At 56.8% G+C, this 24,518-nt stretch carries 26 protein-coding genes; 12 read left to right on the forward strand and 14 right to left on the reverse strand.

Translation table 11 applies throughout. From position 1 onward, the window contains the following. Positions 1 to 13: 13 nt before the first annotated feature. Positions 14 to 1,924: a methyl-accepting chemotaxis protein gene (locus AFK66_RS20335; RefSeq protein ID WP_007780722.1), complete on the reverse strand. Its 1,911-nt coding sequence runs from the start codon at positions 1,922 to 1,924 to the stop codon at positions 14 to 16. Between the two features lie 432 nt (positions 1,925 to 2,356). On the opposite strand from AFK66_RS20335, the gene AFK66_RS20340 reads away from it, so the two are divergent. Continuing rightward, positions 2,357 to 2,743: a hypothetical protein gene (locus tag AFK66_RS20340; protein ID WP_032969125.1), complete on the forward strand. Its 387-nt coding sequence runs from the start codon at positions 2,357 to 2,359 to the stop codon at positions 2,741 to 2,743. A gap of 154 nt (positions 2,744 to 2,897) precedes the next feature. Further along, a complete protein-coding gene (locus AFK66_RS20345) occupies positions 2,898 to 3,458 on the forward strand; it encodes a thioredoxin fold domain-containing protein (RefSeq protein ID WP_023897647.1) in 561 nt (186 codons plus the stop codon). Between the two features lie 38 nt (positions 3,459 to 3,496). Here the strand turns inward: AFK66_RS20345 and AFK66_RS20350 are convergent, their stop codons facing one another. Next, positions 3,497 to 4,012: a GNAT family N-acetyltransferase gene (locus tag AFK66_RS20350; protein WP_038882668.1), complete on the reverse strand. Its 516-nt coding sequence runs from the start codon at positions 4,010 to 4,012 to the stop codon at positions 3,497 to 3,499. 101 nt (positions 4,013 to 4,113) lie between these two features. On the opposite strand from AFK66_RS20350, the gene AFK66_RS20355 reads away from it, so the two are divergent. The 4 genes from AFK66_RS20355 to AFK66_RS20370 all read left to right on the forward strand — a co-directional run bounded on the left by AFK66_RS20355 (position 4,114) and on the right by AFK66_RS20370 (position 6,429). Beyond that, a complete protein-coding gene (locus AFK66_RS20355) occupies positions 4,114 to 4,437 on the forward strand; it encodes an antibiotic biosynthesis monooxygenase family protein (RefSeq protein ID WP_007780712.1) in 324 nt (107 codons plus the stop codon). After that, positions 4,430 to 4,828, forward strand: coding sequence for a hypothetical protein (locus AFK66_RS20360; protein ID WP_023897649.1), 399 nt, complete (start codon positions 4,430 to 4,432; stop codon positions 4,826 to 4,828). The genes AFK66_RS20355 and AFK66_RS20360 overlap by 8 nt, the downstream gene beginning before the upstream one ends. Then, the gene (locus AFK66_RS20365) at positions 4,801 to 5,526 is read left to right on the forward strand and encodes an ArsR/SmtB family transcription factor (protein WP_007780707.1); all 726 of its coding nucleotides are present in this window, start codon (positions 4,801 to 4,803) and stop codon (positions 5,524 to 5,526) included. The genes AFK66_RS20360 and AFK66_RS20365 overlap by 28 nt, the downstream gene beginning before the upstream one ends. Before the next feature lie 81 nt (positions 5,527 to 5,607). Continuing rightward, positions 5,608 to 6,429: an alpha/beta fold hydrolase gene (locus AFK66_RS20370; RefSeq protein ID WP_007780704.1), complete on the forward strand. Its 822-nt coding sequence runs from the start codon at positions 5,608 to 5,610 to the stop codon at positions 6,427 to 6,429. A 46-nt stretch (positions 6,430 to 6,475) separates the two neighbouring features. Here the strand turns inward: AFK66_RS20370 and AFK66_RS20375 are convergent, their stop codons facing one another. Next, on the reverse strand, positions 6,476 to 7,849 hold the full coding sequence (locus AFK66_RS20375; protein WP_007780702.1) for a PTS transporter subunit EIIC: 1,374 nt from the start codon (positions 7,847 to 7,849) through the stop codon (positions 6,476 to 6,478). Between the two features lie 279 nt (positions 7,850 to 8,128). Between AFK66_RS20375 and AFK66_RS20380 the strand changes: the two genes are divergently transcribed. Next, complete coding sequence (locus AFK66_RS20380) at positions 8,129 to 9,328, forward strand: enolase C-terminal domain-like protein (protein ID WP_023897651.1); 1,200 nt, start codon at positions 8,129 to 8,131, stop codon at positions 9,326 to 9,328. On the opposite strand, the gene AFK66_RS20385 is transcribed toward AFK66_RS20380, so the two are convergent. Beyond that, the gene (locus AFK66_RS20385; RefSeq protein ID WP_032983082.1) at positions 9,316 to 10,035 is read right to left on the reverse strand and encodes a GntR family transcriptional regulator; all 720 of its coding nucleotides are present in this window, start codon (positions 10,033 to 10,035) and stop codon (positions 9,316 to 9,318) included. The genes AFK66_RS20380 and AFK66_RS20385 overlap by 13 nt on opposite strands. A 198-nt stretch (positions 10,036 to 10,233) precedes the next feature. Then, on the reverse strand, positions 10,234 to 10,527 hold the full coding sequence (locus tag AFK66_RS20390; RefSeq protein WP_007780690.1) for a TM2 domain-containing protein: 294 nt from the start codon (positions 10,525 to 10,527) through the stop codon (positions 10,234 to 10,236). Positions 10,528 to 10,665: 138 nt separating this feature from the next. On the opposite strand from AFK66_RS20390, the gene AFK66_RS20395 reads away from it, so the two are divergent. Then, positions 10,666 to 11,013 (forward strand): nuclear transport factor 2 family protein, encoded by a 348-nt coding sequence (locus AFK66_RS20395; RefSeq protein ID WP_007780685.1) that lies wholly within the window; start codon positions 10,666 to 10,668, stop codon positions 11,011 to 11,013. A 149-nt stretch (positions 11,014 to 11,162) separates the two neighbouring features. Next, complete coding sequence (locus AFK66_RS20400; protein WP_032971797.1) at positions 11,163 to 12,740, forward strand: sensor domain-containing diguanylate cyclase; 1,578 nt, start codon at positions 11,163 to 11,165, stop codon at positions 12,738 to 12,740. Between the two features lie 93 nt (positions 12,741 to 12,833). Here the strand turns inward: AFK66_RS20400 and AFK66_RS20405 are convergent, their stop codons facing one another. Then, positions 12,834 to 13,649: a hypothetical protein gene (locus tag AFK66_RS20405; protein ID WP_007780680.1), complete on the reverse strand. Its 816-nt coding sequence runs from the start codon at positions 13,647 to 13,649 to the stop codon at positions 12,834 to 12,836. Between the two features lie 553 nt (positions 13,650 to 14,202). Between AFK66_RS20405 and AFK66_RS20410 the strand changes: the two genes are divergently transcribed. Both AFK66_RS20410 and AFK66_RS20415 read left to right on the forward strand, forming a co-directional pair. After that, positions 14,203 to 14,685, forward strand: a complete 483-nt coding sequence (locus AFK66_RS20410; protein ID WP_012815804.1) for an Hcp family type VI secretion system effector — start codon at positions 14,203 to 14,205, stop codon at positions 14,683 to 14,685. An 18-nt stretch (positions 14,686 to 14,703) separates the two neighbouring features. Next, positions 14,704 to 15,642: a hypothetical protein gene (locus tag AFK66_RS20415; RefSeq protein ID WP_007705831.1), complete on the forward strand. Its 939-nt coding sequence runs from the start codon at positions 14,704 to 14,706 to the stop codon at positions 15,640 to 15,642. Positions 15,643 to 15,718: 76 nt separating this feature from the next. Here the strand turns inward: AFK66_RS20415 and arsC are convergent, their stop codons facing one another. From arsC to AFK66_RS20440, 5 genes are all read right to left on the reverse strand, one after another. Further along, on the reverse strand, positions 15,719 to 16,123 hold the full coding sequence (gene arsC / locus AFK66_RS20420; protein WP_007780674.1) for an arsenate reductase (glutaredoxin): 405 nt from the start codon (positions 16,121 to 16,123) through the stop codon (positions 15,719 to 15,721). Positions 16,124 to 16,167: 44 nt separating this feature from the next. After that, on the reverse strand, positions 16,168 to 17,451 hold the full coding sequence (locus AFK66_RS20425) for an arsenic transporter (protein WP_023897656.1): 1,284 nt from the start codon (positions 17,449 to 17,451) through the stop codon (positions 16,168 to 16,170). Between the two features lie 87 nt (positions 17,452 to 17,538). After that, the gene (locus AFK66_RS20430) at positions 17,539 to 17,874 is read right to left on the reverse strand and encodes a metalloregulator ArsR/SmtB family transcription factor (protein ID WP_007780670.1); all 336 of its coding nucleotides are present in this window, start codon (positions 17,872 to 17,874) and stop codon (positions 17,539 to 17,541) included. 89 nt (positions 17,875 to 17,963) lie between these two features. Continuing rightward, a complete protein-coding gene (locus AFK66_RS20435; protein ID WP_023897657.1) occupies positions 17,964 to 18,851 on the reverse strand; it encodes a dihydrodipicolinate synthase family protein in 888 nt (295 codons plus the stop codon). A gap of 24 nt (positions 18,852 to 18,875) precedes the next feature. Then, positions 18,876 to 19,754: a DMT family transporter gene (locus AFK66_RS20440; RefSeq protein ID WP_023897658.1), complete on the reverse strand. Its 879-nt coding sequence runs from the start codon at positions 19,752 to 19,754 to the stop codon at positions 18,876 to 18,878. A gap of 92 nt (positions 19,755 to 19,846) precedes the next feature. Here AFK66_RS20440 and AFK66_RS20445 point away from each other — a divergent pair, with 92 nt between their 5' ends. Next, positions 19,847 to 21,181 (forward strand): aminotransferase-like domain-containing protein, encoded by a 1,335-nt coding sequence (locus AFK66_RS20445; RefSeq protein ID WP_023897659.1) that lies wholly within the window; start codon positions 19,847 to 19,849, stop codon positions 21,179 to 21,181. A gap of 61 nt (positions 21,182 to 21,242) precedes the next feature. On the opposite strand, the gene dsbG is transcribed toward AFK66_RS20445, so the two are convergent. From dsbG to AFK66_RS20460, 3 genes are read right to left on the reverse strand one after another with little or no spacing between them, the layout of a single operon-like run. After that, the gene (gene dsbG / locus AFK66_RS20450) at positions 21,243 to 21,992 is read right to left on the reverse strand and encodes a thiol:disulfide interchange protein DsbG (protein WP_007780660.1); all 750 of its coding nucleotides are present in this window, start codon (positions 21,990 to 21,992) and stop codon (positions 21,243 to 21,245) included. Next, positions 21,989 to 24,010 carry a protein-disulfide reductase DsbD family protein gene (locus tag AFK66_RS20455; RefSeq protein WP_023897660.1) on the reverse strand — a complete coding sequence of 674 codons (2,022 nt, stop codon included), beginning with the start codon at positions 24,008 to 24,010 and terminating at the stop codon, positions 21,989 to 21,991. The genes dsbG and AFK66_RS20455 overlap by 4 nt, the downstream gene beginning before the upstream one ends. 46 nt (positions 24,011 to 24,056) lie before the next feature. Beyond that, the gene (locus AFK66_RS20460) at positions 24,057 to 24,515 is read right to left on the reverse strand and encodes a hypothetical protein (protein WP_007780656.1); all 459 of its coding nucleotides are present in this window, start codon (positions 24,513 to 24,515) and stop codon (positions 24,057 to 24,059) included. Between the last annotated feature and the right edge of the window lie 3 nt (positions 24,516 to 24,518).

A 24,518-nucleotide genomic window follows, 5' to 3' on the forward strand; every position in this document is an offset into this window, starting at 1 on the left:
ACCTGGGCGTGAATCAGAAGGTTTCCCAGCTTCCAGCGCCTTCGGCGACGAGCGTTCTTGTGGACGTGATTGCCGGTTTAACCAGCGGTTTTTTCACAATGGCGTCGCCCAGTTTGAAGCGCGAGATAAGCTGCGACAGTTCGCCCGCCTGTTGTTCTAGCGACGCGGCGGCGGCAGAAGATTCCTGCACCAGAGCGGCGTTCTGCTGGGTGGTGGAATCCAGCTCGCTGACGGCCTTGCTTATCTGGTCGATACCCCGGCTCTGCTCATCCGACGCGTGGGAGATTTCCGTCATGATCCCGCTCACGCCCTCCACGGAGGAGACGATATCTTTCATCGTTTCACCCGCCTGATTAACCATCGCGGAGCCGGAGCTGACGCGGTTAACCGATTCCTGTATCAGGCTTTCAATCTCTTTGGCCGCCTGCGCGCTGCGGCTCGCCAGGGTTCTCACTTCACCGGCGACCACCGCGAACCCACGTCCCTGTTCGCCGGCGCGTGCGGCTTCCACCGCGGCGTTAAGCGCCAGAATATTGGTCTGGAAGGAGATGCCATTGATAACCGTGATGATATCTTTGATCTTGTTGGAGCTGTCGGTAATGTTCTGCATGGTTTCAACCACATCCCAGACAATTTGCCCGCCGCTGCGTGCGTTTTGCGCGGCGGTATGCGCCAGCGTGCTCGCCTCGCGGGCGTTATCGGCGTTGCGTTTTACGGTCGAGGTTAACTCTTCCATGCTGGCCGCCGTTTCCACCACGGCCGCCGACTGCTCTTCGGTACGCGACGCCAGATCGGTATTGCCGATGGAAATCTGTGAAGACGCTGAGGCGACATACACCACCGACTCTTTAATCTGGGTAATCAGCTCGCGCAGTCTCAGGTTCATGGTCGCCATCGCGGCGCTCAGGCGGCCAAGCTCATCTGTAGAATTCGCTTCAATCTCCGCTGTCAGATCGCCTGCGGCGATACGCTCGGCAACGCTCAGGTTATAGCGGATTTGCGACGTCATCTGACGGGTAATCAGCCAGGCGATAAACAGGCCGATAACGACGGAACAGAGCGCGACAATCAGCACGATATAGATAACATGAGCGATTTTGGCACTGCTTTTATCCGCCTGAAGCTGCGCGAGTTCTGCGGTGGCGCTATTGAGTTTGTCGGCGAAGGCGGTCATGTTGTCCGCGCCGCCTTTCGCGTTTTTCAGCGCGAGGCTGTAGGCGTCAACGGCGCTGGCAAGCGTATTGAAAGCTGACTGCAGCGCGGTAACGGAACCCGCGAGAGGGGAGGTAGTGTCACTGTTCATGCTGGCGAGTAAAGCAAGCGCCTGCTGTGTGTCAGTCGTAAATTGCTGCTGCCCGCTGACGCCGCGTGATGAAACGATAACGCCTGCGTCTGAGCGAATTTTTTCCAGTATGTAGAGCATATTGGCGCTGCTTTTTGTCAGCGTCTCGCTATTACGCAACGTTTTCGTGACCTCATCAAAAACGGGCTGTTGGGTCGCGGCCAGTACGTTTTTGCTCTGCTCAATGCTGGCGCTTTCAAGGCTGATAAAATTACTGCGCGCCTCGCTGTATTCTTTTACCCGTGAGCCCAGCGCCTTAAATAACACACCGGCATCTTGTTCCCAGTTGAACTTATCGCCTTCCTTGATTTTTTCCGCCATTTTATTAATGGCGTTCAGGTTTTCCTGTGCCGCTTTTTCGTCATGTGACAACTGATAAATCAGGCGGTTGCGCCTGGCGGTGTTCAGGTCGTTATTGATTAGATTAACCAATTGTTCTTTATGGGCATGCTCGCTGATAGCCGAAAGCTGTTTAATATTAATGGCCGAAGAGATGATGATAACGCCAACTAATACTGAAAAACCGCCAAATAATTTCGCTGCTACGGAAAGATTTTTAAAAATACCTGGTTTGCCTGTCATTGTTGATTCCTCAGCTGCTCACATACTGTTGTCACCCGTGCTGACACCGCCTTCAGGCACGCCGGAAACGTTCGCGTGCTTATAACGCGTCGGGTCAATTATTTTTTGTTTAATCCATAAGGGTTATCGGCAGGGTATTATTTTTTATTCAGGATATATCTTTAATCTTTTTTACGTTTCAAATAAATCAATGGGTTGGTGATTTTTGTTGGCTTTCAGTTTGTGACGAGACTAACAATTACTGACCGGTGCGGTGTTATTTTTTAATGCTTTCTACAATAACCATAAGCCTGCTCAGAATATTATCTGGTGGCGACTTTATTAGCAGACTAATTCAGCGGAGCTGGTGCCAGCTAAAAAGCTTTTGAGGACAAGTGGCGCTGTGCATGACGGGTAAACTGGAGGCTCCTTCATTAACCATTCGGGATGGATATGTCTTTTACTCATATGCGCATCGCAAGGCCAGTCACCAGCCTGGAAACCTCGTACCGGCTCTGGTCGCACGGGCTGGGCCTGGCGCGGCTGGCGGAATTTACCGATCACGCGGGCTTCAGCGGTATTATGCTGGGGCGTAAGGATTTACCCTGGCATCTTGAATTTACGGTCTGTCTCGATAGTCCTGTTATACCGTCGCCCGGTCATGAAGACCTCCTGGTGCTCTATTACCCCGACCACGACGAATGGCAGCGCGTATGCCGCACGCTTGAAGAGGTTGGGTTTATGCGCACGCCGTCTTTTAACCCTTACTGGGATATGAACGGGCAAACCTGGATGGACCATGATGGTTATCGTGTAGTGGTGCAAAATCAGGCGTGGTAATGCGTAGTCCGGCGTTCTGGCCGACCTACCAGAATAAGTAAATCCTGATAAAGATCATGCTCTGCGGGGCGCGGAAGGCTACACTGCTTCTGCGCTTTTTTGCGCGTAATAACAATAAATTAATCCCGGTCAGTAAGGGAATGCAGGGGGTAAAATGAAATATACCGCGTTACTGACGCTCGCCATGTTTTGCATATACAGTGGCAATGCGTTATCGGCCGCACCTGCGTCAGCAGATCAGACGCCGGATCAGAGTTATCAGGAAACTATCAAAGCCTTACCCGCGCTTAAGCCTATTACCTTTAAAGCGGCGCATGAAACGCATCAGGTGCTGGTATTTATTGATAACCAGTGCGTGTATTGCACCAATGTCGTTAAAAACATTAATACCTATACCGATGCGGGTCTGACGATGTCTTTTTTAACCATCGCGCCTGGCGCTATCCGGGATTCCGTTATAACGGATATGGCCCGGGTGTGGTGCGCCACGGATAAACAGAAAAGCCTGAAGAATGCGATGGTGGGGTTTTTACCGGATAATGACGCCACGCCGGAATGTGAAAACCTGATCAAAGCGCAATCCGCTTTCGCGATTAAAAATGGCGTTGAAGTGACGCCAACCATGGTGGTGCTGGATAACCCGCCGCAGGTATTTCTGGGCTCTCTGACGGCTGAAACAATTCTGGCCCGTCTCTCCGCGCCGTCGCATAAATAATTATTTACCGCGGCGTCTCACAGGGCGCCGCGTACAGGCTAAAGCCGTAAGGCCATGGCGCAGCGGCTGTCACGCGTAAAGCCGTGCGCGGCTTCTTCCTTAAGCAGGCGTGCCAGATAGTCTGGCATGTCGGCGTCTGAAATGACGCTAAACCCCAGCCGCGCATAAAAGGGCTGGTTCCACGGCACGTTTCGGAAAGTCGTAAGCGTTAATGCACTTAGCTGCTTTGCCCGTGCATGGCAAATAGCGTCTGCCATCAGCCTTTTCCCAAGTCCCATTCCCTGACAGTCTCGCATCACCGCTACGCCCAGAATATGCAGCGCGCCGTCAATATAGTCGCCGTTAATAAACCCGACGGGAGCGTCATTCGCATTGACCACCACGGCGGAATAGCCCTGCTCACAAAGCCTGTGGTGTAAATCCTCAGGCTGAGCGCTATCAGATGCTACCCAGGCGAGCGCCGGGATCGTCTCAAAGACGCTGTCTGCCGAGCGCTCAATGGCCGCGAGACTGGCAATATCGCGTGTTGCGGTCTTTCTGATGCGAAATGTCATTTCTGGCTCCCTGTTATGCCGTATCCATATTTCGCCCGCGGGCGAAGCATCGTTTTTTCATCACTTTACACTGCAACGACATTCCGTGATGGAGAAAGCTCATGATAGCCGTTTTATTTGAAGCGCAGGCGCTGCCGGAGGCGCAGCAGCGTTATTTTGAACTCGCCGCCGCCCTTAAACCGCTGCTGGCGGATGCGCCGGGTTTTATTGACCTTGAGCGCTTTCAGAGTCTCACCGCGCCTGACAGAATTCTCTCACTCTCCTGGTGGGAAAGCGAAGCGGCGGTGCGCGCGTGGAAAGGTAACCTGATGCATCAGGCCGCGCAGCAGGAAGGCCGGGAACATATTTTCGCCCATTACCGTATCCGCGTGGCGCAGGTGCTTCGCGACTATTCCTCTGAGACAAAGGATAACTCACATGTATGATATCCACGTGATCATCAGTTACACGCCGGGCGCGCTGGCAACGCTCGGGACGCTGCTCGGTAAAAATGGCGTCGGCCTTGAAGGCGGCGGCGTCTTTTCACTGGCGCAGGAAAGCCATGCGCATTTTCTGGTGGAAGAGGGCGAAACGGCACGGCGCGTGTTGCAGGACGCCGGGTTTACGGTGCACAGCGTCACTCGTCCGCTTATCCGTAAACTGTCGCAGGCGCGGCCGGGCGAGCTTGGCGAGATAGCCCGCGCGCTCGCCGACGGCGGCGTGAATATTCTTGTGCAGTACAGCGACCACGCAAACCGGTTGATTCTTCTCACCGATAACCCTGAACAGGCGGAAAAGGTAACCAGACCATGGGCAATCCCGGACGACACTCCCTGACAGACGCCGACACCGCGCCAGACCTTGAACAGGCAATGTCGGGCGTCGCGGCGGCGATGGCCGATCCGTCGCGCGTCGCGATGCTTTGCGCGCTGATGGATGGCAGGGCGTGGACCGCGACAGAGCTTAGCGCGGTGGCGGATATCGCGCCGTCCACCACGAGCGCGCATCTCGCGCGGCTGCTCAGCCACGGTCTGGTGGTTTGCCTTTCTCAGGGGCGGCACCGCTACTACCGACTGGCGGGGCATGAGATCGCCGGGCTGCTGGAGACGCTGATGGGCGTTTCCATGAGCCCGCGCCGCCAGCCTGCGACCAGCACGCCCGGGCATTTACGTCATGCGCGCACCTGCTATGACCATCTGGCGGGCGAACTCGCCGTACAGCTCTACGCGTTTATGCTGGAGGAAAAATGGCTGTCACCGGACGGCGAGGCGCTCACCGAACGCGGGCGCGAGCGCTTTACGGCGCTTGGCGTGCCGCTTAATCCGAAACCCCGGCGCAAAGCGTGCTGCCCGTGTCTCGACTGGAGCGAACGGCGTTATCACCTGGGCGGTGATGCCGGTGCGGCGCTACTGACGCTCTTTTTGCAGGAAGGCTGGCTTCTGAGAATGCCAGGCTACCGGGAAGTGACTATCACTGCCGCCGGGCGCGCTGCGCTGCACCGCGTCTTCGCCATTCATAGTGCGGTAACAGTCTGAAAACCGCGCGATAATTCATCGTGCCGTCATGCAAACACTATACTTATCATCCCTGGACCATCGCGAAATGAGGAACCACTGATGAGCACGATCAAGACGCAGGACGGCACGCAGATCTATTACAAAGACTGGGGCGCAGGCAAACCGGTGCTGTTCAGCCACGGCTGGCCGCTGGATGCAGACATGTGGGATAGCCAGATGAATTTCCTGGCGGAGCGCGGCTACCGCGTGATTGCGTTTGACCGTCGCGGCTTCGGGCGTTCCGATCAGCCGTGGAACGGCTATGACTACGACACCTTTGCATCAGACATTAATGACCTCATTGAGGCGCTGGATCTTCACGATGTCACGCTGGTGGGCTTCTCCATGGGTGGCGGCGATGTGGCGCGCTATATCGGCAACTACGGCACGTCGCGCATTGCAGCGCTGGTGCTGCTGGGCGCCGTGACGCCCGTGTTCGGTAAAATCGGCGATTATAGCCAGGGCGTGGATCTCTCTGTTTTCGAAGGCATCCGCGACGGCCTGCGTAAAGACCGCGCGCAGTTTATCAGCGATTTCGCCGCAACGTTCTACGGCACCAACGCGGGCCAGACGGTGTCTGAAGGCGTGCTGACCCAGACGCTGAATATCGCGCTGCTGGCCTCGCTGAAAGGGACTATCGACTGCGTCACCGCATTTTCGGAAACTGACTTCCGCGGCGATCTGCAAAAAGTGGATGTGCCGACGCTGGTTATCCACGGCAGCAACGACCAGGTCGTGCCGTTTGAATCCACCGGTAAGGTGGCGGCGGAGATGATTGAGAACGCGGAACTGAAAGTGTATGACAACGGCCCGCACGGCTTTGCCGTCACGCATCAGGATCAACTGAACGACGATCTGCTGGCGTTCCTGAAATCCCTGTAAAACGGCTTTTGCTGGCCGGTTTTCCGGCCAGCGTATCACTCCGGCATTACGCCTCCCCGGAGGCCTCTTTCCCCACCAGCAGCGTGGTTAACACAAACGATATCACCAGCGCCATAACGACGCCTGCCAGCGCAAAGATAAAATACGGGCCGATGTAGGCGGGCAGACTAAAAATACTCGACAGAATGTAACCGTAAAGCCGCACGCCAAAGAACGCGATAAAGGCCGAGGCCAGCGAGCTTGCGATAGTCGCTGAAATAAACGCTTTTTTGTAGCGCGTCAGGACGCCAAAGAGTGCGGGTTCGGTAATGCCGAGCAACGCGGAAATCGCCGCGGAGAGCGTGACGGTTTTCTCCTGACGTTCTTTACTCAGACGCCAGATCGCAAATGTGGAGCCGGCAATGGCCATGTTCGCCATAAACATCATCGGCATCAGCATGTCGTAGCCACGATCGCTGAAGTTTTGCAGCGCAATCGGCGTCATGGCGTGGTGCATCCCGGTCAGTACGGCGACCGGGCGGATCGCGCCCACAATCAGACCGGCGAAACTCGCCGAGACGCTGAACAGCCCTTCGATAAACAGCGCCAGCCCTTTACCGAGCCAGATGCCAGTCGGGCCTATCACCACCAGCGCCGCCAGCGCGCCGATAAACAGCGTCAGCGTGGGCGTAAACACGGTTTTCAGCACGTCAGGCATGATGCGGTCGACCCAGCGGTAGATGTAGCTCAACGCCAGGACAGAGAAAATCACCGGGATAACGCTTGCCGAGTAGTTAAATACTGAGACCGGAATGGCATTGAGCAGCCAGAGCGCGCTGACCGCGCCTTCCTGATGCGTCGCCAGCGCTTTGGCGGCGTCAATCAGCGACGGATACATCAGGCACGCGGCGACGGCCGCCGCCAGGTATTCATTCACCTTAAAGATTCGGGCGGCAGAGACCGCAAGGAAAAAGGGCAGAAAGTAAAACACGCCGCTGGCGATAAGATCGATAATCACGACCGTATCGCTTCTGGCGGAAACCACTTTCAGGGCGACTAAGCCCGCCAGCAAGCCCTTGATCATCCCGGCTCCGGCAATCGCCGGCACAATCGGGCCAAATACGCCCGAGACAGTATCCATAAAAAGAGATACCAGACCTTTGCGCCCTTTTGCAGGAGCTACGGTACTGGCGTCACCGCCCAGGGCGCTGACCATCTGTTCGTACCAGCTATTCACCTTCGGCCCAATGATGACCTGAAACTGGTCGCTCTGAAGCTGCGCGCCCAGCACGCCGGGGAGCTTTTTGATCGCCTGCTGATCGACTTTATCATCATCAACTAAATCGAAGCGCAGCCGCGTCATGCAGTGCCAGACTTTATTAATATTCCCCTGGCCGCCGACCAGACGGATAATATTATTAATGGCTTCTTGCGTCCCCATAAAAACTCCTGCCGGATGTTGTTGTCGTTTTAATGTTCCTGTGAAGGATAATTAAACCTTTCTGACAAAACAAACCAATAAAAGTTGATACTGCTCACATCTTTCCTTCTGGTCTGGATTGAAAGCGGTGTAATGGTAAAATTGGTATGGTTTATTGATGATTTTAAGAAGAAATTACTGACCAAAATAAATAGTCAAAAAAAGGGTTTACCCGCCATTATTTTTAAGGTGATGATATTCGTATTGCGTATTCCCACAGTGCTGTAAAGGAGTTATTTCGTGACGCCTGTGAAAATCAAAAATATCGAATGTTTTATTACCCGCCCGGACAGACATAACCTGGTGACGGTCCGCGTGACGACCGACCAGGGCGTGACGGGACACGGCTGCGCCACGTTCCAGCAGCGGCCGCTCGCCGTTAAAACGATGGTAGAGGAGTATTTACAGCCGCTGCTGACGGGCCGTGATGCGAACAACATCGAAGATCTGTGGCAGATGATGAACGTTAACGCCTACTGGCGTAACGGCCCGGTAATGAACAACGCGATATCGGGCGTCGATATGGCGCTGTGGGATATTAAAAGCCAGCTTGCGGGTATGCCGCTGTATCAACTCTTCGGCGGCAAATCCCGTGACGCGATCCCGGCCTACAGCCACGCCAGCGGTGATACGCTGGACGCGCTTTTTGCGTCCGTGGATGCGCTCATCGAACAGGGGTATCGCCATATTCGCTGCCAGCTCGGTTTTTACGGCGGCACGCCTTCCGGCCTGCACGCGCCGGAAAACCCGACGCCCGGCGCGTGGTTCGATCAGCAGCAATATATGAGCAATACCGTCAATATGTTCCGCGCGCTGCGTGAGAAATATGGCTGGACGCTGCACTTTCTGCATGACGTTCACGAGCGTCTGTTCCCGCAGCAGGCCATACAGCTTGCGAAACAACTGGAGCCTTACCAGCCCTATTTTCTTGAAGATATTCTGCCGCCGCAGCAGAGCGCCTGGCTTGAGCAGGTGCGCCAGCACAGCTGCGTGCCGCTGGCGATGGGCGAGCTCTTTAATAATCCAAGTGAATGGCACGATCTGATCGTTAACCGCCGTATCGACTTTATCCGCTGTCACGTCTCGCAAATCGGCGGGATCACTCCGGCGCTGAAGCTCGCGCATCTGTGCCAGGCATTCGGCGTGCGTCTCGCGTGGCATGGCCCGGGCGATATGACGCCGATTGGCGTGGCGGTGAACACGCATTTAAACATTCACCTGCATAACGCGGCGATTCAGGAGTTTATCCCGCGCTCGGCCATGACGGACAAGATTTTCCCTGGCGCGCCGGAGGTGAAAGAGGGCTTTATCTATCCCCCGGTCAATGCCGGTATCGGCGTCGGGTTTAACGAAACGCTGGCGCGGGCGCATCCGGTGATGTATCGCCCGCATGAATGGACGCAAAGCCGCCTGCCGGACGGCACCCTTCACACGCCCTGATTCTGGCGGCGGGTTAGGGTGTCACGGTTATAGGGGATGACGTAGGTGCAGGTATAGTTGATATCAATAATATCGCTCACCTCAAACACGCGCCCGCCCTCCAGAATGCCGCGATTATTAATGTGCATGGCCGGGCTGCCCTTCCTGCAGCCCAGCAGTATCGCCTGTTCGCGGCTCACGCTCACGGCGCGGTAGGTGGTCAGCAGGTGTGAAATCGTCAGCCCTTTATTCAGCACATATTGCTGAATGGAATGCTCAATTACCTGTTGGTTAAGGTCAGGAAAATCCGCCGCCGGCATGCTGGAGATTTCCAGTTGAACCGGCGCGTCATCGACATAGCGCAGGCGGCAAAAATGCCAGATGAAGCTCTCTTCATCAATGCCGAAAATCTGCTGCGCCGCTTTGTCCGGGCGCTTTTTATGCAGGCTAATCATCCGGTAGCGAATTTGATCGAAGCGTTTTTCGGTAATCGAGTTATACACCAGCGGATTATTGCGCGCCTGCTCGTTGATCCAGGCGCCTGAGCCCTGAACAATCCGCACCACGCCGATGCTCACCAGCTTTTCCAGCGCCTGGCGAATGGTGAACCGCGATACGCCATATTCTTCCGCTAACTGTCTTTCAGGCGACAGCTTGCGCGGGCCGGGCGTGGTGTCCTGGTAGATTTTGCTGAGCAGATCCTGAGTTACGAACTCTGTTTTATTCATTATTTTTACCTGCATAACGTCGGCGGGGGAGCACGGGGTCAAGCGTATCATTCCATAACGCTTTTTTCAGGCTGGCGGGAGAAACGTGTGGAGGGTTAAGCATTGAATATGCGATGTGGGTAAGGCGCGAGGACAGCAGGACGTATAAAAGCCATTCCACACCAGCAGGGCAGGGAATGGCGTTAAGTTCAGGCGTTATCAGCCATATTTACGCGCAAAGTTTTCATCGGTATCACACAGATAAATGATGAATTCGACAAACGCGATAATCGAAGGAATAAAGGTCCAGCAGAAGATGAGATAAAGTAAGCCCTGCCCGATTTTCCCTAAATAGAATTTATGTGCTCCGAAACCGCCCAGGAAAAAAGCGAGTAACGCGGCGCTGATTCTGTTTTTATTCCCGCCAGTGAACTGCGTCGCACCGCACTGAGGGCAGGCTCTGGCCGATTCATGAATTTCTTTCCCGCACCCGCGGCAAAACACCATCGACATTTTGGTATCCTTATTGTCGTTATCGATTTCTACAAAACTATTGCTGTTCAGCACAATAATACGCGTTTAGTGCATTAAGGGATAACCCTAAATAAAGGGCTGAACGGCACTTATTTGCTGCGATCGAAAAGAGGCACCATGTTACTGGAAAGACTCATTACGCTCGAACAAAGCCTGCATGGCGACCAGCGACGCGACCGCGCCTGGCTTGAATATCTTCTTCACCCGCAGTTTTGCGAGGTGACACGCTCCGGCGTTCTGGTGAGTCGGGATGAAACGATTGACGCGCTGACACAGGAAACCGGCACCGCATGTATTGTGAGCGACAGTTTTACGCTGCTGTCGGTAAACGCCGGTAGCGCTATTCTGCGCTACCGCACGTGTACGCCCGAAGGCCAGCGGCCGGCATGGCGCGCGTCACATTGGGTGCGTGTGGATGAAACGCGCTGGCAGCTTATTTTTCATCAGGGCACGCCTGCCGTCTGAACATTATCCGTCATGTTACCGTTAACGGTGTGAGCCGGTGTTCCGCACTGTTAAATTATTGTCACCAGACGGGGGTAAGCCCCTCCAGAAACGGCCGCCGATACCGATAACCCCTGAAGCAACGTTGGTGATTACCGGGGAACCGTTTCGTGACTCTCAGGCAGTTTATTTCCTACCGACTTGGGTTAAGCACGTCGCTTGGCCGAAGCCTGGCTGTCTTACTTCTGTTCCTCCTGGTGGGCGGGATCGGCACGAACGTACTGGTGTTTATGCACTCCTGGGATGATGAGATTGCACAGGCGGCGAATAAAGCGGTAAACCTCTCCGTGGCCCAGGTGCGCCAGGCGGAAGATACCTTTATGGCGGTCGGCCAGACGCTTGACGACGTGCGCACGGCGGTAGGTGCCGGGCAGGCCACGACGTACCACAGCTATCTGGTGCGCCTCAAAGCCCGCCAGCCGCTGCTCGACGGCCTCTATTTCTACAACGCGCAGGGTGTCATTAAAGGCTCGTCTTCCGGTATCAGCGGCATCCCGGGCGATATTACGCACAAGGACTATTTTCGCTTTCACTATGAAAACCGCCAGACCGGTATTCATATCGGGCGCGTGATTAAAAGCCTGGCGTCCGGTGAGCTGGTGATCCCAGTATCGGTGCGGGTCAACGATCTCAGCGGTGGCTTTGCGGGTGTGGTGCTTGCCACCGTTAAGCTTGACTATTTCCGCCGCTTTTACAGCTATTTCGAGCTTGGCCCGCGCGACATGCTGGCACTGCTGCTTACCGACGGTTCGGTGCTTTGTGTGCGTCCCTACGATGAAGCGAAAATCGACATGAATATTTCCGGCAGTCCGCTGTTTACCCGCGAGCTTATCCGCGCCGACCGCGGCACCGGCACCTGGGTGGCGTCGCTGGATCATATTGAAAGGGTATTCGGCTTTGCCCGTACGGAAAAACTGCCGCTGGTGGTGGTCGCCGGTTACGATCGCGCCGAAGTGCGTATGCACTGGCTGCGCAATAACCTGCCGGGACTGCTCTCCAACTTTATGCTACTGCTCGGGTTTCTGCTGTTCAGTTCCGTCGTGTTTCGCAAGGTGCGCGGCAGCATTCGCGATCAGCAGGAGCTTAAGCAACTGCGCGACGAACTGCTGAAAGCAAACCAGACCTTTAAATCGATGGCGATGGCCGACAGCCTGACGGGGCTTGCCAACCGTCGCAAGTTCGACACCACGCTCGCGTCTGTGCTGGCGGATTCCGCGGCCTCCGGAAGCCCCGTGTCGCTGATTATGCTCGATATCGATTTCTTCAAGCGTTACAACGACAGCCGCGGCCATGCCGCCGGCGACGCCTGTCTGCGGCTTATCAGCAATACATTGCAGATGGTCACGCTGCGCACCTGCGATCTGGTTGCGCGCTACGGCGGCGAAGAGTTCGCGATCGTACTGCCGGATACCACCGGGGAAGAAGCGCTGGCGCTGGCGCAGCGGGCCGTCGCGATGGTCAGGGAAAAGCATCTGCCGCACCCGTCGACGGATCTGCCGGAGCAGATCGTCACCATCAGCGCCGGTTGCCATACGGTGCGGGGCAACGGGCGCGAGGACGCGTTCAGCGTACTCATTCGCGGTGCTGATACCGCGCTCTATCTCGCGAAAAACCACGGGCGCAATCAGGCATACCGGCTGTCGAATACTATCGCGACCGGTAATGATAAATCGATTTATGCGGCTTAAGGCGCGATGCCTGTTTTGTAAGGCAACGATGGGGCAGCAGAAGGGCAGGGGAGAGGTTCACCGCCAGTACCACACTCTCTGACGGTGCAAGGCTTAGTGCTTACTGACACGCGCCAGGAACATGTCCCACTGCGATTTAAGGGCATCGACATGCGCTTTTTCGAGCTGTTTTACTGGCATGGGATCACGGCTTTCATTCACTTTGCTCATAAAGCCGGAAAACCACTGCGGTGCGCTGGAAGAGCTTGCCGTCACGGCAAGTATATCGTTGCGCGCTTTCTGAGATTCCCCTTTACCGGCTTGCAGCAGGCTGAGCTGATTCTCATACTCCTTCAGGCTTGCCATATCGCCGTTCTGTTTTGCGATATCGATAAACGCCTGCGTCATGGTTTTCATCTCGTCATCCTGCGCGGCGGTTTTCTTTGTCATCCATGCTGTGACGATATCCTGCGCTTTGGCCTGGTTTTCCTGCGGCACATACTTCGCCACAAGATAATTCAGTTTGGCCTGCTGCATGGCGAGATCCATATCGCTGGTGGTCGAGTTGGACGTGCTCGCGGCGGGGGTGCTCAGCGCTTCGGAGAGCAGGGTGCCCATATCCAGAGACGAGAGCGTGGAGAGTTTAGAGAAATCCGCGAAGTTATCGGAAATCTCACTGTGCAGCACGAGGCCCGGCACGCTGCTGTTCGCCTGCTGCTCAAGCATGGCACGACGCTGCGCCAGCATGTTTTGCAGGCTTTTTTCGCGCTCTTCTTTGCTTTGCCCGGCACTGACGGGCGTGTCACTACCTGACTGCACGGCGCTGGCTTTGTCGGCTGAAATAGCGACCGTTTCCGGGGCTTTTTTACGGGTGTAATAATCACGGCTTACGGCGTAGCTGTCCTGCATGGCGGGTACGATGGTGGTCACTTTCCGAACTCCTTCCGGTTGAATTAGCATCAGGAAGCTTATCGGCCTGATAAAATAACCCTTTAGTGTTGTATGGTTTTCCCTACCTGTTCTGGGAGGGGCGGTATTTTTCTCCGCGATTAATTACATTATGAATACTTCATTTTCTATTAAATATGATATTTAAGATAAATCGCAGGTTCGTTTTTTTATTAGCAGGGAGGTCATGATAAAACCCTTTTGTTTTATAACGTATTCTTTCCAGCGCAACGCATCAGCAACAAGTATGATATTTTTTCCTTATTACCTTTAATAAACGTCATTGTGATTTCTCTTATCCTGATTTGGGTAATTTTTGTGAACTACTCCACATTTAATTCGTTCATAACGATTAATGCTCCTGCAATAAAAGTGAAACAAATACAGGATATACGCGGAAATAATTCGAATGAGATTCGTCTTAATTTCCGGAGCGGTATTGTTTAGCGTTTTGAATAAACTTACAGTGAAACTGAATTATTTGCCTGCGGGCTTTGCTTATTCTCACCTGCTATCTGATAACACGGAGTATTACATGGCTATTGATATGTTCCTGAAAGTGGAAGGCGTGACTGGCGAATCTAAAGATGCTAATCATGCCAGCTGGATCGATGTGCTTTCTTTTAACTGGGGCGCAGCGCAGCCGGGAAATATGGCAGTCGGCGGTGGCGGCGGTGCCGGTAAAGTTAACTTTCAGGATTTAGCCGTACAGGCCATTGTGGATAAAGGCACGCCCGCCATTCTTAAATTCTGTGCCAGCGGTAAGCACGTGAATAAGGTGGAGCTTTCTGTCTGTAAAGCCGGTGGCCAGCAGGTGGAGTATTCGAAAATTGTTCTTGAAGATGTGCTGGTGACCCGCACGGAATTCACGGGCGTTGGGCAGACAGATACGGTTCTTGTGAATTACTACTTCCAGGCTGCGAAAGTCAATTTCCATTACTGGGAACAGTCAAACCAGGGAACCAAAGGTGCGGAAACTAAAGCCGGTTGGGATATTAAACAGAATAAAGAACTCTGATAAGAAAGGAGTGGCAAGATGGCAGAAATTAACTCCATGATAAATGCCCTTCTTTCCGATCGGTCCCACTTTAATGAACAAGAAATACATACCATTATCGACTTCGTGAATGAACTCGATGATGACATGCTGTATCAGTTTGAAAATGCTGAAGAGCGCAGCGTGATGTATAGCTATGAGCAATTACTGGCCAGCTCCCGCCCTGTTGGCGTCAATAACGGCGGGCGCGATCTGGAAATGGGATTACTCAATTCCGGACCAAATAATACTATTCAGAATAACCGCCAGTTTTTTGACCGGTATAATACCCGCGTTCCTCGTATGGGCGGGCGCGGGGGCAACATTTATAATGAAGCCACTAAAATCAGCTATGATTTTGCCGGTAAAATTATCACAGGGCTTGGCGGGATGTTTGGCGCGTCCGCCGGTGTCGCCGCGACGGTCACATCCGGTAGCGCCGCGGCAAACGCGGCTTCCTCGCTGGGCGTGCGCACCGCATTTCTGGCCGCAGGGGGTGTTTGCGGCGTCGTGGGCGGGGTACTGGTGCTCCTGCGCAATACGTTGTCGGACAGACAGACGGCGAATAACAAACGCTTTCTGGAAACCGTCAAAAAAGCCGTGAAAGTGCGTAATAAAGTGAATAAGTTTTTCGAAGAAACCAATAACAAAGTGGTGAAAGATCCGGCGAAGGCGAAAACACAGCTTGAATCCGGTCTTGCCTCGCACCCGGCCCGCTTCGCGGCAGGGCCTGGCGGCTCAACGGTCTACGCTGATTTGTCGCCGGTGGAAAAGCTCCTCACTGAGGATTTCGCGACGCAGCATTATGATATCCGCTCAAAAGTGGTTATCAGTCGTGGCAATCCGTGGCACATCACGCTTAATACGCTGCGCGGCGGCACTAAGCAGTTTTCTCAGGAAGAGATGACCGTTCTGCAGAATATCGCAAGCCGGTTGTAAGATTGTATTTACGGCGTGTTTGCGCCGTACACCTCTTTCCGACGGCGGTGTCAACCACCGCCTGACGATATCACCGTCACCCGCGCACAATCTCACCATCTTCTTTTGTGAACGGGCCTTGCTGGGGATCGGGCAGAATAGCCAGGACTTCTTCTGACGGACGGCACAGTCGGGTGCCAAGCGGCGTGACCACAATCGGGCGGTTGATAAGAATCGGATGCGCCAGCATCGCGTCCAGCAGCGCCTCGTCACTGATTTTCTCATCGTCCAGCCCGAGCGCCTGATACGGCTCAACGTTCTTGCGCAGCAGTGCCCGCATGCTAATGCTCATATCCTTAATGAGTGTTTTCAGCGCGTCGCGCGTCGGCGGCGTTTCCAGATAAAGAATAATAGTTGGCTCCACGCCGCTGTTGCGGATAAGGCCAAGCGTGTTGCGTGAGGTGCCGCAGGCCGGGTTATGGTAAATCGTAATCGGTGTCATCAGGGTTCTCCGTCAGGGCGCGTTTTGCCGCGCCCTGGATCAGGTTAAAAGGAAAGGCGAAGGGCGAGGGCGGCAAGCGTCACCAGCAGCACCGGCAGGGTCATCACAATGCCCACCCGGAAGTAATAGCCCCAGCTAATCGCAATATTTTTCTGCGCCAGCACATGCAGCCACAGCAGCGTGGCGAGGCTGCCGATTGGCGTTATTTTCGGGCCTAAATCGCAGCCGATGATATTCGCGTAAATCATGGCGTCCCTGACAACGCCCGTAGCGCTACTTGTGTCTATGGAGAGCGCGCCCACCAGCACTGTCGGCATGTTATTCATTACCGAGGAAAGCGCCGCGGTCAGAAAACCGGTGCCGAGCGTCGCGCTCCATAGCCCATGCTGCGCGAAGACGTTCAGCAGGGCGGAGAGATAACCGGTCAGCCCGGCGTTACGCAGGCCATACACCACCAGATACATGCCCAGCGAAAAAATAACGATTTGCCAGGGCGCGCCTTTCAGCACCCGGCGCGTATCGATAACCTGCCCCTGACGCGCGACCAGCCAGAGCAATGCCGCGGCGGCGGCGGCGACCAGGCTCACCGGCACGCCGAGCGGCTCCAGCGCGAAAAAGCCCGCCAGCAGCAACACCAGCACCAGCCAGCCGGTCATGAAGGTGCGTCGATCGCGGATCGCCGTGTGCGGCGCGTTGATTTTTTCGCAATCGTAGGTGGCAGGGATCTCTTTGCGAAAAAAGAGGTGCAGCATGACCAGCGAGGCGGCTACAGAGGCAATATTCACCGGCACCATCACAGCGGCGTAATCGCTGAAGCTGAGCGAGAAGAAATCCGCCGTGACGATATTGACCAGATTCGAAACCATTAACGGCAGGCTGGCGGTATCGGCAATAAAGCCTGCTGCCATGACGAACGCCAGCGTCGCGCCGCGGCTGAAGCCGAGCGCCAGCAGCATTGCGATAACAATAGGCGTGAGGATCAGCGCCGCGCCGTCATTGGCGAACAGCGCTGCTACCATCGCGCCCAGTAAAATTATCCAGCTAAACAGCCGTGTTGCTTTGCCGTTGCCCCATTGCGCCACGTGCAGCGCCGCCCAGCGGAAGAAACCGCACTCATCCAGCAACAGGCTGATGATAATGACGGCGATAAACGTCGCGGTAGCGTTCCAGACGATATTCCACACCACAGGAATATCGCTGATGTGCACCACGCCGGTCAGTAGCGCCAGCGCTGCGCCTGCCGAGGCGCTCCAGCCTATGCCGAGACCTTTCGGCTGCCAGATAACCAGAACCAGGGTCAGGATAAAAATCGCACCCGCCAGAAACATGACACTCTCCTTGACTGAAAACTGCGGCTTTTACGCCGGAGTAACACAAAACAAATATGCTAAATCGTATATGTTAAGGGAAATTTTTTAACCGCAAGGTCTGCTGACTGATGCGTTTTGCATGATCAGAGACGTGATGGCTTCACGCTCGCATAAAAACGCCTGCTCAATCACCGCTGCAGCCCAGGCGGGCATGTGCGGCGAAAGCCGGTAGTAGATCCACTTGCCGTCGCGGCGATCGCAGAGAAGACCGCTGTCGCGCAGTAATGCCAGATGGCGGGAAATCTTGGGCTGGGAAAGGTTTAACGTCAATGAGAGTTCGCAAACGCACAGTTCACCCTGCGCGCGCAGCAGCAGCGCCAGGCGTAATCGGGTGTCATCAGCCAGCAGTTTGAACAGCTGTAACGGCATGAAAGACATCATTTACCCTCCATAAAACAGTGGAGGGTAGTGTGGATCGCTCATTCTCTGACGTCAATAACATATTCGAATATACGAATATGAGTGGTGCGTTAATGATATTCCTGCTGCTCCAGCACTGCCTGCAACTGCGCGCGCGCCTCGCCCTGCAGACTCAGCAGCGGCTCCGGCAGGCAGGGCGCGGCGGCGCGTCCGCAGAGTTCCGCAGCCGCCGCGATCACCCGCAAACTGCCGTGGCGGCGAAATAATTCCCACAGCGGTTCAAACTTCTCATTGAGCGCGGCGGCCTGCGCCTCGTCGCCCGCCAGCGCGGCGTCGGTCAGCGCCCGGATATCGCGTGGCCAGAGCCCGGCGGCGACCGAATAGAACACATCGGCTCCGGCCAGCAGCGCACTGCCGGCCTGCGGATCGCCGCTGGTGCCAAGGGTGACGGTGGCGGGGAGCTCGCGGCGCAGGGCGGGGATTTTCGCGGCCGCCTGGGCGGCATCGCTAAACGGGCTGAGTTTAATCGAGCCGATATTGGGCAGCCGCGCCACGGCGCACAGTAATTCCTGCGTAAAGGTAAAGCCCGTGGTGGCCGGATTATCATAAATGCACAGCGGTACCGAAACCGCGTGCGCGACACGCTCATAAAGCCGGTATGCCTCTTCCTGACTGAGCGGCTGATAGGAGAGCGGCGAGAGAAGCAGCCCACGCACGCCGGCGCGCTGGGCGTCATCGGCGAGCTGCAGGATATCGTCCAGACGCAGCGCGCCGATGCTCGTTATGACCGGAATATCCTCTGCGGCCGCGATCGACAGCGCCGTAATGCGGGCGCGTTGCTCCCGGGAGAGGTAGGCGTAGCTGCCGGTGGAGCCGAGCGGGGCAATAGTATCTACCCGCGCCGCCGCCAGATTTTCAATCAGCGACACAAAGGTTTTTTCATCCGCCCTGCCGTTAATCAGCGGCGTCAGCGGAAAAGCGGCGAGACCCTTAAACATGATATTTCCTTATTAAAGTGCCTATCAGCGCGCGAATTTCTTCGAGCCCGCCACGCAGAGGATCACCCCCAGCGTCACGACCAGCATCAGCGGGCTGACGTGTTCATTAAGCAGCGACGCGGCGAGCGCGAGGCCAAGAAACGGCTGTAAGAGCTGAAGCTGGCCGACGGCGGCGATCCCGCCTGCGGCAAGCCCACGGTACCAGAAGATAAAACCGATTAGCATACTGAACAGCGACACATACCCCAGCGACACCCAGGCGGCAGGCGCCACCGTACTGAACGTGGCGGGCCGCGTCAGCCAGGCGGCGCACAGCATCAGCGGCAGCGCGAGGATCAGCGCCCAGCCGATCACCTGCCAGCCGCCGAGCTGGCGCGACAGCGCCGCGCCTTCCGCATACCCTAACCCGCACAGCGCCACGGCGGCCAGCATCAGCAGGTCGCCCTGTAATGAGATCCGCACATCCCCGGTGAGGGCAAAACCCGCCACCAGCAGGCTGCCCAGTATCGAGAAAATCCAGAATGCCGGGCGGGGGCGTTCACCGCCGCGCAGTACGCCAAAGAGCGCCGTCGCGAGCGGCAGCAGGCCGATAAACACCATCGAATGCGCGGACGTCACATGCTGAAGCGCCAGCGCGGTCAGCAGTGGAAAGCCTACCACTACGCCGGCGCAGATTACCGCCAGCGACGCCGCCTGCCGCACCGTGGGGCGCGTTTCCCGTCGCAGCAGGATTAACAGTAGCGCCAGCCCTCCGGCGATGGAGGCGCGGGCGAACGTCAGAAAAAACGGCGACAAATCTTCCACGGCGACACGCGTGGCGGGCAGCGAACCGCTGAAAATAACCACGCCCAGCAGGCCATTGAGCCAGCCTGCCCACAGGCCAGGACGGGACGGATTCTCCATAACACTCTCCTGATAACATAACGACCATTGACGCTCGCCATAGTAGGACGCTAGATTCAGGACAATCAAAAAATTGTCATGGATACATTGCCGTGAAAGCGCGTTATAAAACCCTGGTCGATCGCTTTGCCGCGGCTATCCGAAGTGGTGAGTTAACCGCAGGCGTAAAGCTGCCGACGCACCGGCGGCTGGCGGTGGAACACCATGTCTCGCTTGCGACGGCGACGCGCGTTTACGCCGAGCTGGAGGCGATGGGGCTGGTGAGCGGTGAAACAGGGCGGGGAACCTTTGTGCGGGATATCGCGCTGCCGCCGGGGCTGGGTATCGATCAGCATGCCGTGGCGGCCGATGCGCTGGATCTCAGCTTTAACTATCCCGCGCTGCCAGGGCAGGCAGAGCGGTTGCGCGACGCGTTGCGCCAGCTTGCCTCGGCCGGGGATATCGAGGCGCTGTTACGTTATCAGCCCCACGCCGGGCGCGCGAAAGACAGAGAGACTATCGCCGCGTATCTGGCGGGCGCAGGGTTGAATACCGCGCCGGAGAACGTGCTGGTGGTGAGCGGCGCGCAGCATGGCCTCGCTGTATCGGTGATGAGCCTGTTACGGCCAGGTGATGTGGTGGCGGTGGACGCGCTGACTTATCCCGGATTTAAAGTGGCTGCACAGCTTTGTCACATTGAGCTTGTGGCGGTGCCGTGCACACCGCAGGGGCCGGATCTCGCGGCGTTGCAGGCGCTCTGCGAAAAGCGTCGCGTGCGGGCAGTTTACACCATGCCAACGCTGCACAACCCGATCGGCTGGGTAATGACGCCGCGCCAGCGACGCGCGCTGGTGGCGATTGCACGGCAATACGATCTGTTGCTGATTGAAGATGCGCCTTACGCCTGGCTGGTGAAGCCCGCGCCGGTGCCGCTCGCGGCGCTGGCACCAGAGCGAACGGTATATGTGACCGGGTTTTCGAAGAATATCGCGACGGGCCTGCGGGTTGGTGCGGTCGTCTGCCCGCCGCGTTTTCTGAGCGCGTTCGAGCGCACCATTCGCGCCACCGCCTGGAATACACCAGCGCTGATGACAACACTGGTGTGCGACTGGCTGCGTGACGGCACGGTAAACCGGTTTGAGACGCTGAAGCGCCGTGATGCTCGGGCTCGCCAGCGTCTTGCCAGAGAAGTGCTGGCCCCGCTGGAGGTCATGAGCCACCCGTCCTCCTATTTTATCTGGCTGCCGCTGCGGGAAGGCGTGCGGGCCGAACAGGTGGCTCAAAAACTGCTGCAAAAAAAGATCTCGGTGTCCACCGCCGAGCCGTTCAGCACGACATTCCATACACCCCACGCGATACGCCTCGCGCTCGGCTCTTTACCGCTGGAGACACTGCGCAACGCGCTTGAAACGATCCGGGAAACGGTACTTTATGAGGAAAATCTTTAGCGCCACGAGGCAGGGCTACGCGTTGCAGTAAAGGGCCACCCGCAAAGGTGGCCCTTTTTCATTACTTACAGGCCACCAGATCGGCCATCTGCTCGGCGTTCGGCAGACCGACAATCTGCTGAAGCAGCCGGTCTTTATTCAGATAGTAAATGGCCGGCGTGCCGTTCGCGCCCAGTTGCGCCATCAGCTGCTGGTTATACTGAATCTGCTTAAAGGCCGCAGGCGAGGTTTTCTCCGGCAGCACCGGTTTGGTTTTACCGGCTGAGCTTTCAAGAGCCTGCCAGGTTTTTTGCGGATCGTCGGAGGCCAGCACCGCCGCGGCATAGCGCCCGCTGTCCGGGCGGATCACGCCTACCAGCAGCGTTTTCAGGCTGATGCTCTTATCTTTAAGGTACGGCTGCGCTTGCTCCCAGAACTTATGGCAGTAAGGACAGAACGGATCGGCGAACACCACCACCTTGCAGGCGGCCTGCTCGCTGCCTTCCTGAATGCCCTTCGCCTGATCCAGCGTTTTCCACATTTCGCGGCCCGCCGGGATGTACAGCTCGTCGTTAATCAGCTTTTCGCTAAGATTATTGCCCTGCGCGTCGTACATATAGCCGGTGATGACATGCTTTTTGTCCGGCGTCAGATAGAGCGTCACGCCGGTGTCCTGATATTTACCAAGCCACGCCTGAACGCCGCCCGGCGCGGTGAAAGGCTTGATAATCGTAATGCCCTGTTTCTCCATCTGTTTTACCGGCTCCGGTAAATCATCAGCCTGCGCCTGGAACGCGGCGAGCAGTGCGCCCGCCATCAGTAACTTTTTCATTGTCTGTCCTTATTCATTGTCTGAGAGGTGGCCGCACCAGCGTTATCCAGCGCGTCAAGCAGTTCCGTTTTACTCAGCAGCGAAGAGAGCACTTCGCCATTGGGTGTCGTGGGGCCGAACACGGCGTTAAACGGAATACCACTTGCGCCGTGGCGGCGCAAAAATGTTTCAATTTCCGCAGATGGCTTGCTCCAGTTGCCCTGTAACAGCACCACGTCATCCTGATGCAACGCGTCCACCACGTCGGGGCGGTGCAGCACCATGACTTCATTGACCTTACAGTTCAGGCACCAGTCGGCGGTGATATCCACGAGTATCCGTTTATGCGCTGCAAGCGCGTTATCGAGCGCCGGCTGGCTGAAGGGCTGCCAGTGAAGCGGCCCTTCGCGGCGGCCGTCCGGTGTAGGTGCCAGAAACGCATATAACCCGGCGCCGAACAGGACGCCGAACGCCAGCGTTCGCAGGTTTTCCCGCTGGCGCGGCAGCATCACTGCGCAGCGCCAGAGAAACAGCGCAACCATCAGGCCGCCCGCGATCAGCACGTAGCGCGCCCCCCATTCCTTCGCCAGCAGCGACATCAGCCAGATACTGGAGCCAAGCATCAGCAGCACCAGCACCAGGCGCAGTTTGCCCATCCACGGGCCGGGCCGCGGCAGCCAGCGCGCCACGCCGGGCATCAGGCTGACAAGCAGCCACGGCAGGCTCATGCCGGTGCCGAGCGCGAGAAAAATCAGCCACAGCTGCGGTAATGGCGCTGCCAGCGCAAAAGCGACGGCGGTGCCGAGAAAGGGCGCGGTGCAGGGCGTCGCCAGCAGCGTCGCGAATGCACCCTCCAGGAAACTGCCGCCCACGCCCTGACCGCCCGCCGTGGCGAGCCGGGTAGTGAGCGCGGCGGGCAGCCTGATCTCCACCACGCCCGCGAGGCTGAAACAGAAAGCCCAGGTCACGACCGCCATGGTGGCGATAAACCCGGCATGCTGAAACTGAAAACCCCAGCCGGTCCACGCGCCCGAGAGCCGCAGCGCGCTCATCACGGCCGCCAGCACCAGGAACGAGAAAATCATCCCGGCGCTGGTGGCGAGAAAGCGGATGCGGGTCTGGCGGCGGTCCGCCTGCGCCAGCGTCATCAGCGAGGCGAGCTTCATGCCCATCACCGGCAGCACGCAGGGCATCAGGTTCAGAATAAGCCCGCCGAGCAGCGCCACCGCGACGGCCTGCCAGAACAGCGGCGCGCCGTCCGGTTTTACCGTCATCTGCTGGCTGGTGGCCCCACTGCTGAGCACCAGCGAAACCGCCTCAATACGACTTGCGTCTGTCGGTTCACCCCGGTCGTTGAGGGCCGTAAAATGCGCCGTGAGCGTGTCGCCGTCCGTTTCCAGTTGCGGAACCGAAAGCGAAACGTTGTCAGGGTTATCGGCAAACAGCGCCGGTTGCGGCCAGCCATCGGGTGAAGTCGCCGTCAGGCTGAGCGTTGAACCGCGAGCGGAAACGTTCGTCACCGTAATGTTGCCGGTGTCTGGCGGAACGGTCGCCATCGCCGCTTGCCAGTCATCATCGAAACCGGGCGACGAGCCATCGGCCAGATCGACATCCAGCGGGAAGGTGTTCACCACGCAGAGGTTGCTGCACAGCGAGAGCGTCAGCGTGCCGCGCAGCCGCGCGGTTTCAGCGGTAGTGACTTCAAGCGGAAAGGTCACGCCGTCATCATAGCCGACCGAACTGAACCCGGCGGCGTCGAAGCGTACCGGCTGCGGCCAGTGCCAGGTGGTCTGCGCTGGAGTTGACCAGTCGATAACGGGCCGGAACCCGCCGTCGCCTGGCGTCCGCCAGTAGGTTTTCCAGCCTTTATCGAGCGTGATAGGCAGCAGCAGACGCACTTTGCCGTCGGCGGGCGCGCCGCTGCGTACCTGAATATGGGCGTGGGAAGGCTGCGCCGGTGGCAGCCAGCCGCTGTCCGCAGCCCGGGCCGCAGACACGCTAAGCGCCAGAAGCCACAGGCTTCTGAAAAGCATTTTCATCTGTTTTCTCCATGAATAATTAACCGAACAGGACGAACCCGGTCAGTCATTCACGGAACACGCAGTTTTTGAGATGTATTCGTCGTTGGGGAGGGCGGGGGATCGCATCCGGCAGGGCGCGGACGTTCACAGCGATCAGCACAGCAAGCAGGATAACCAGCAGGCCGGGCCAGAGAATAATGGTGTCGAAGTGGAGCGGCTGCGCGGCAAGCAGCGAGTGCGCGCTGAGTTCACAGGGGGAGAGCGACGGCGTGGTCGCTTCATGACCACTGCTTTGCGTCGTCAGGCCGATTTCGGCCGCTTTGACCTGCATCTGATGCAGAATGCTGGCGCGCTGGGTCAGGCAAATCAGCATCACGCAACAGGCAATGACCAAAAGCAGGGTTGCTTTCAGTTGCCGGTTTTTTGTGTAAGCGGAGCCTGCGGTCGTCATCATCGGCAAAAGAATAGTGAGCGACCGGTTATCGGGCAAGCGCTGTTTTGTAAAGTAATCATGACAATTCACGCC

It is taken from the genome of Cronobacter malonaticus LMG 23826 (genome assembly GCF_001277215.2).
Classification (GTDB): domain Bacteria; phylum Pseudomonadota; class Gammaproteobacteria; order Enterobacterales; family Enterobacteriaceae; genus Cronobacter; species Cronobacter malonaticus.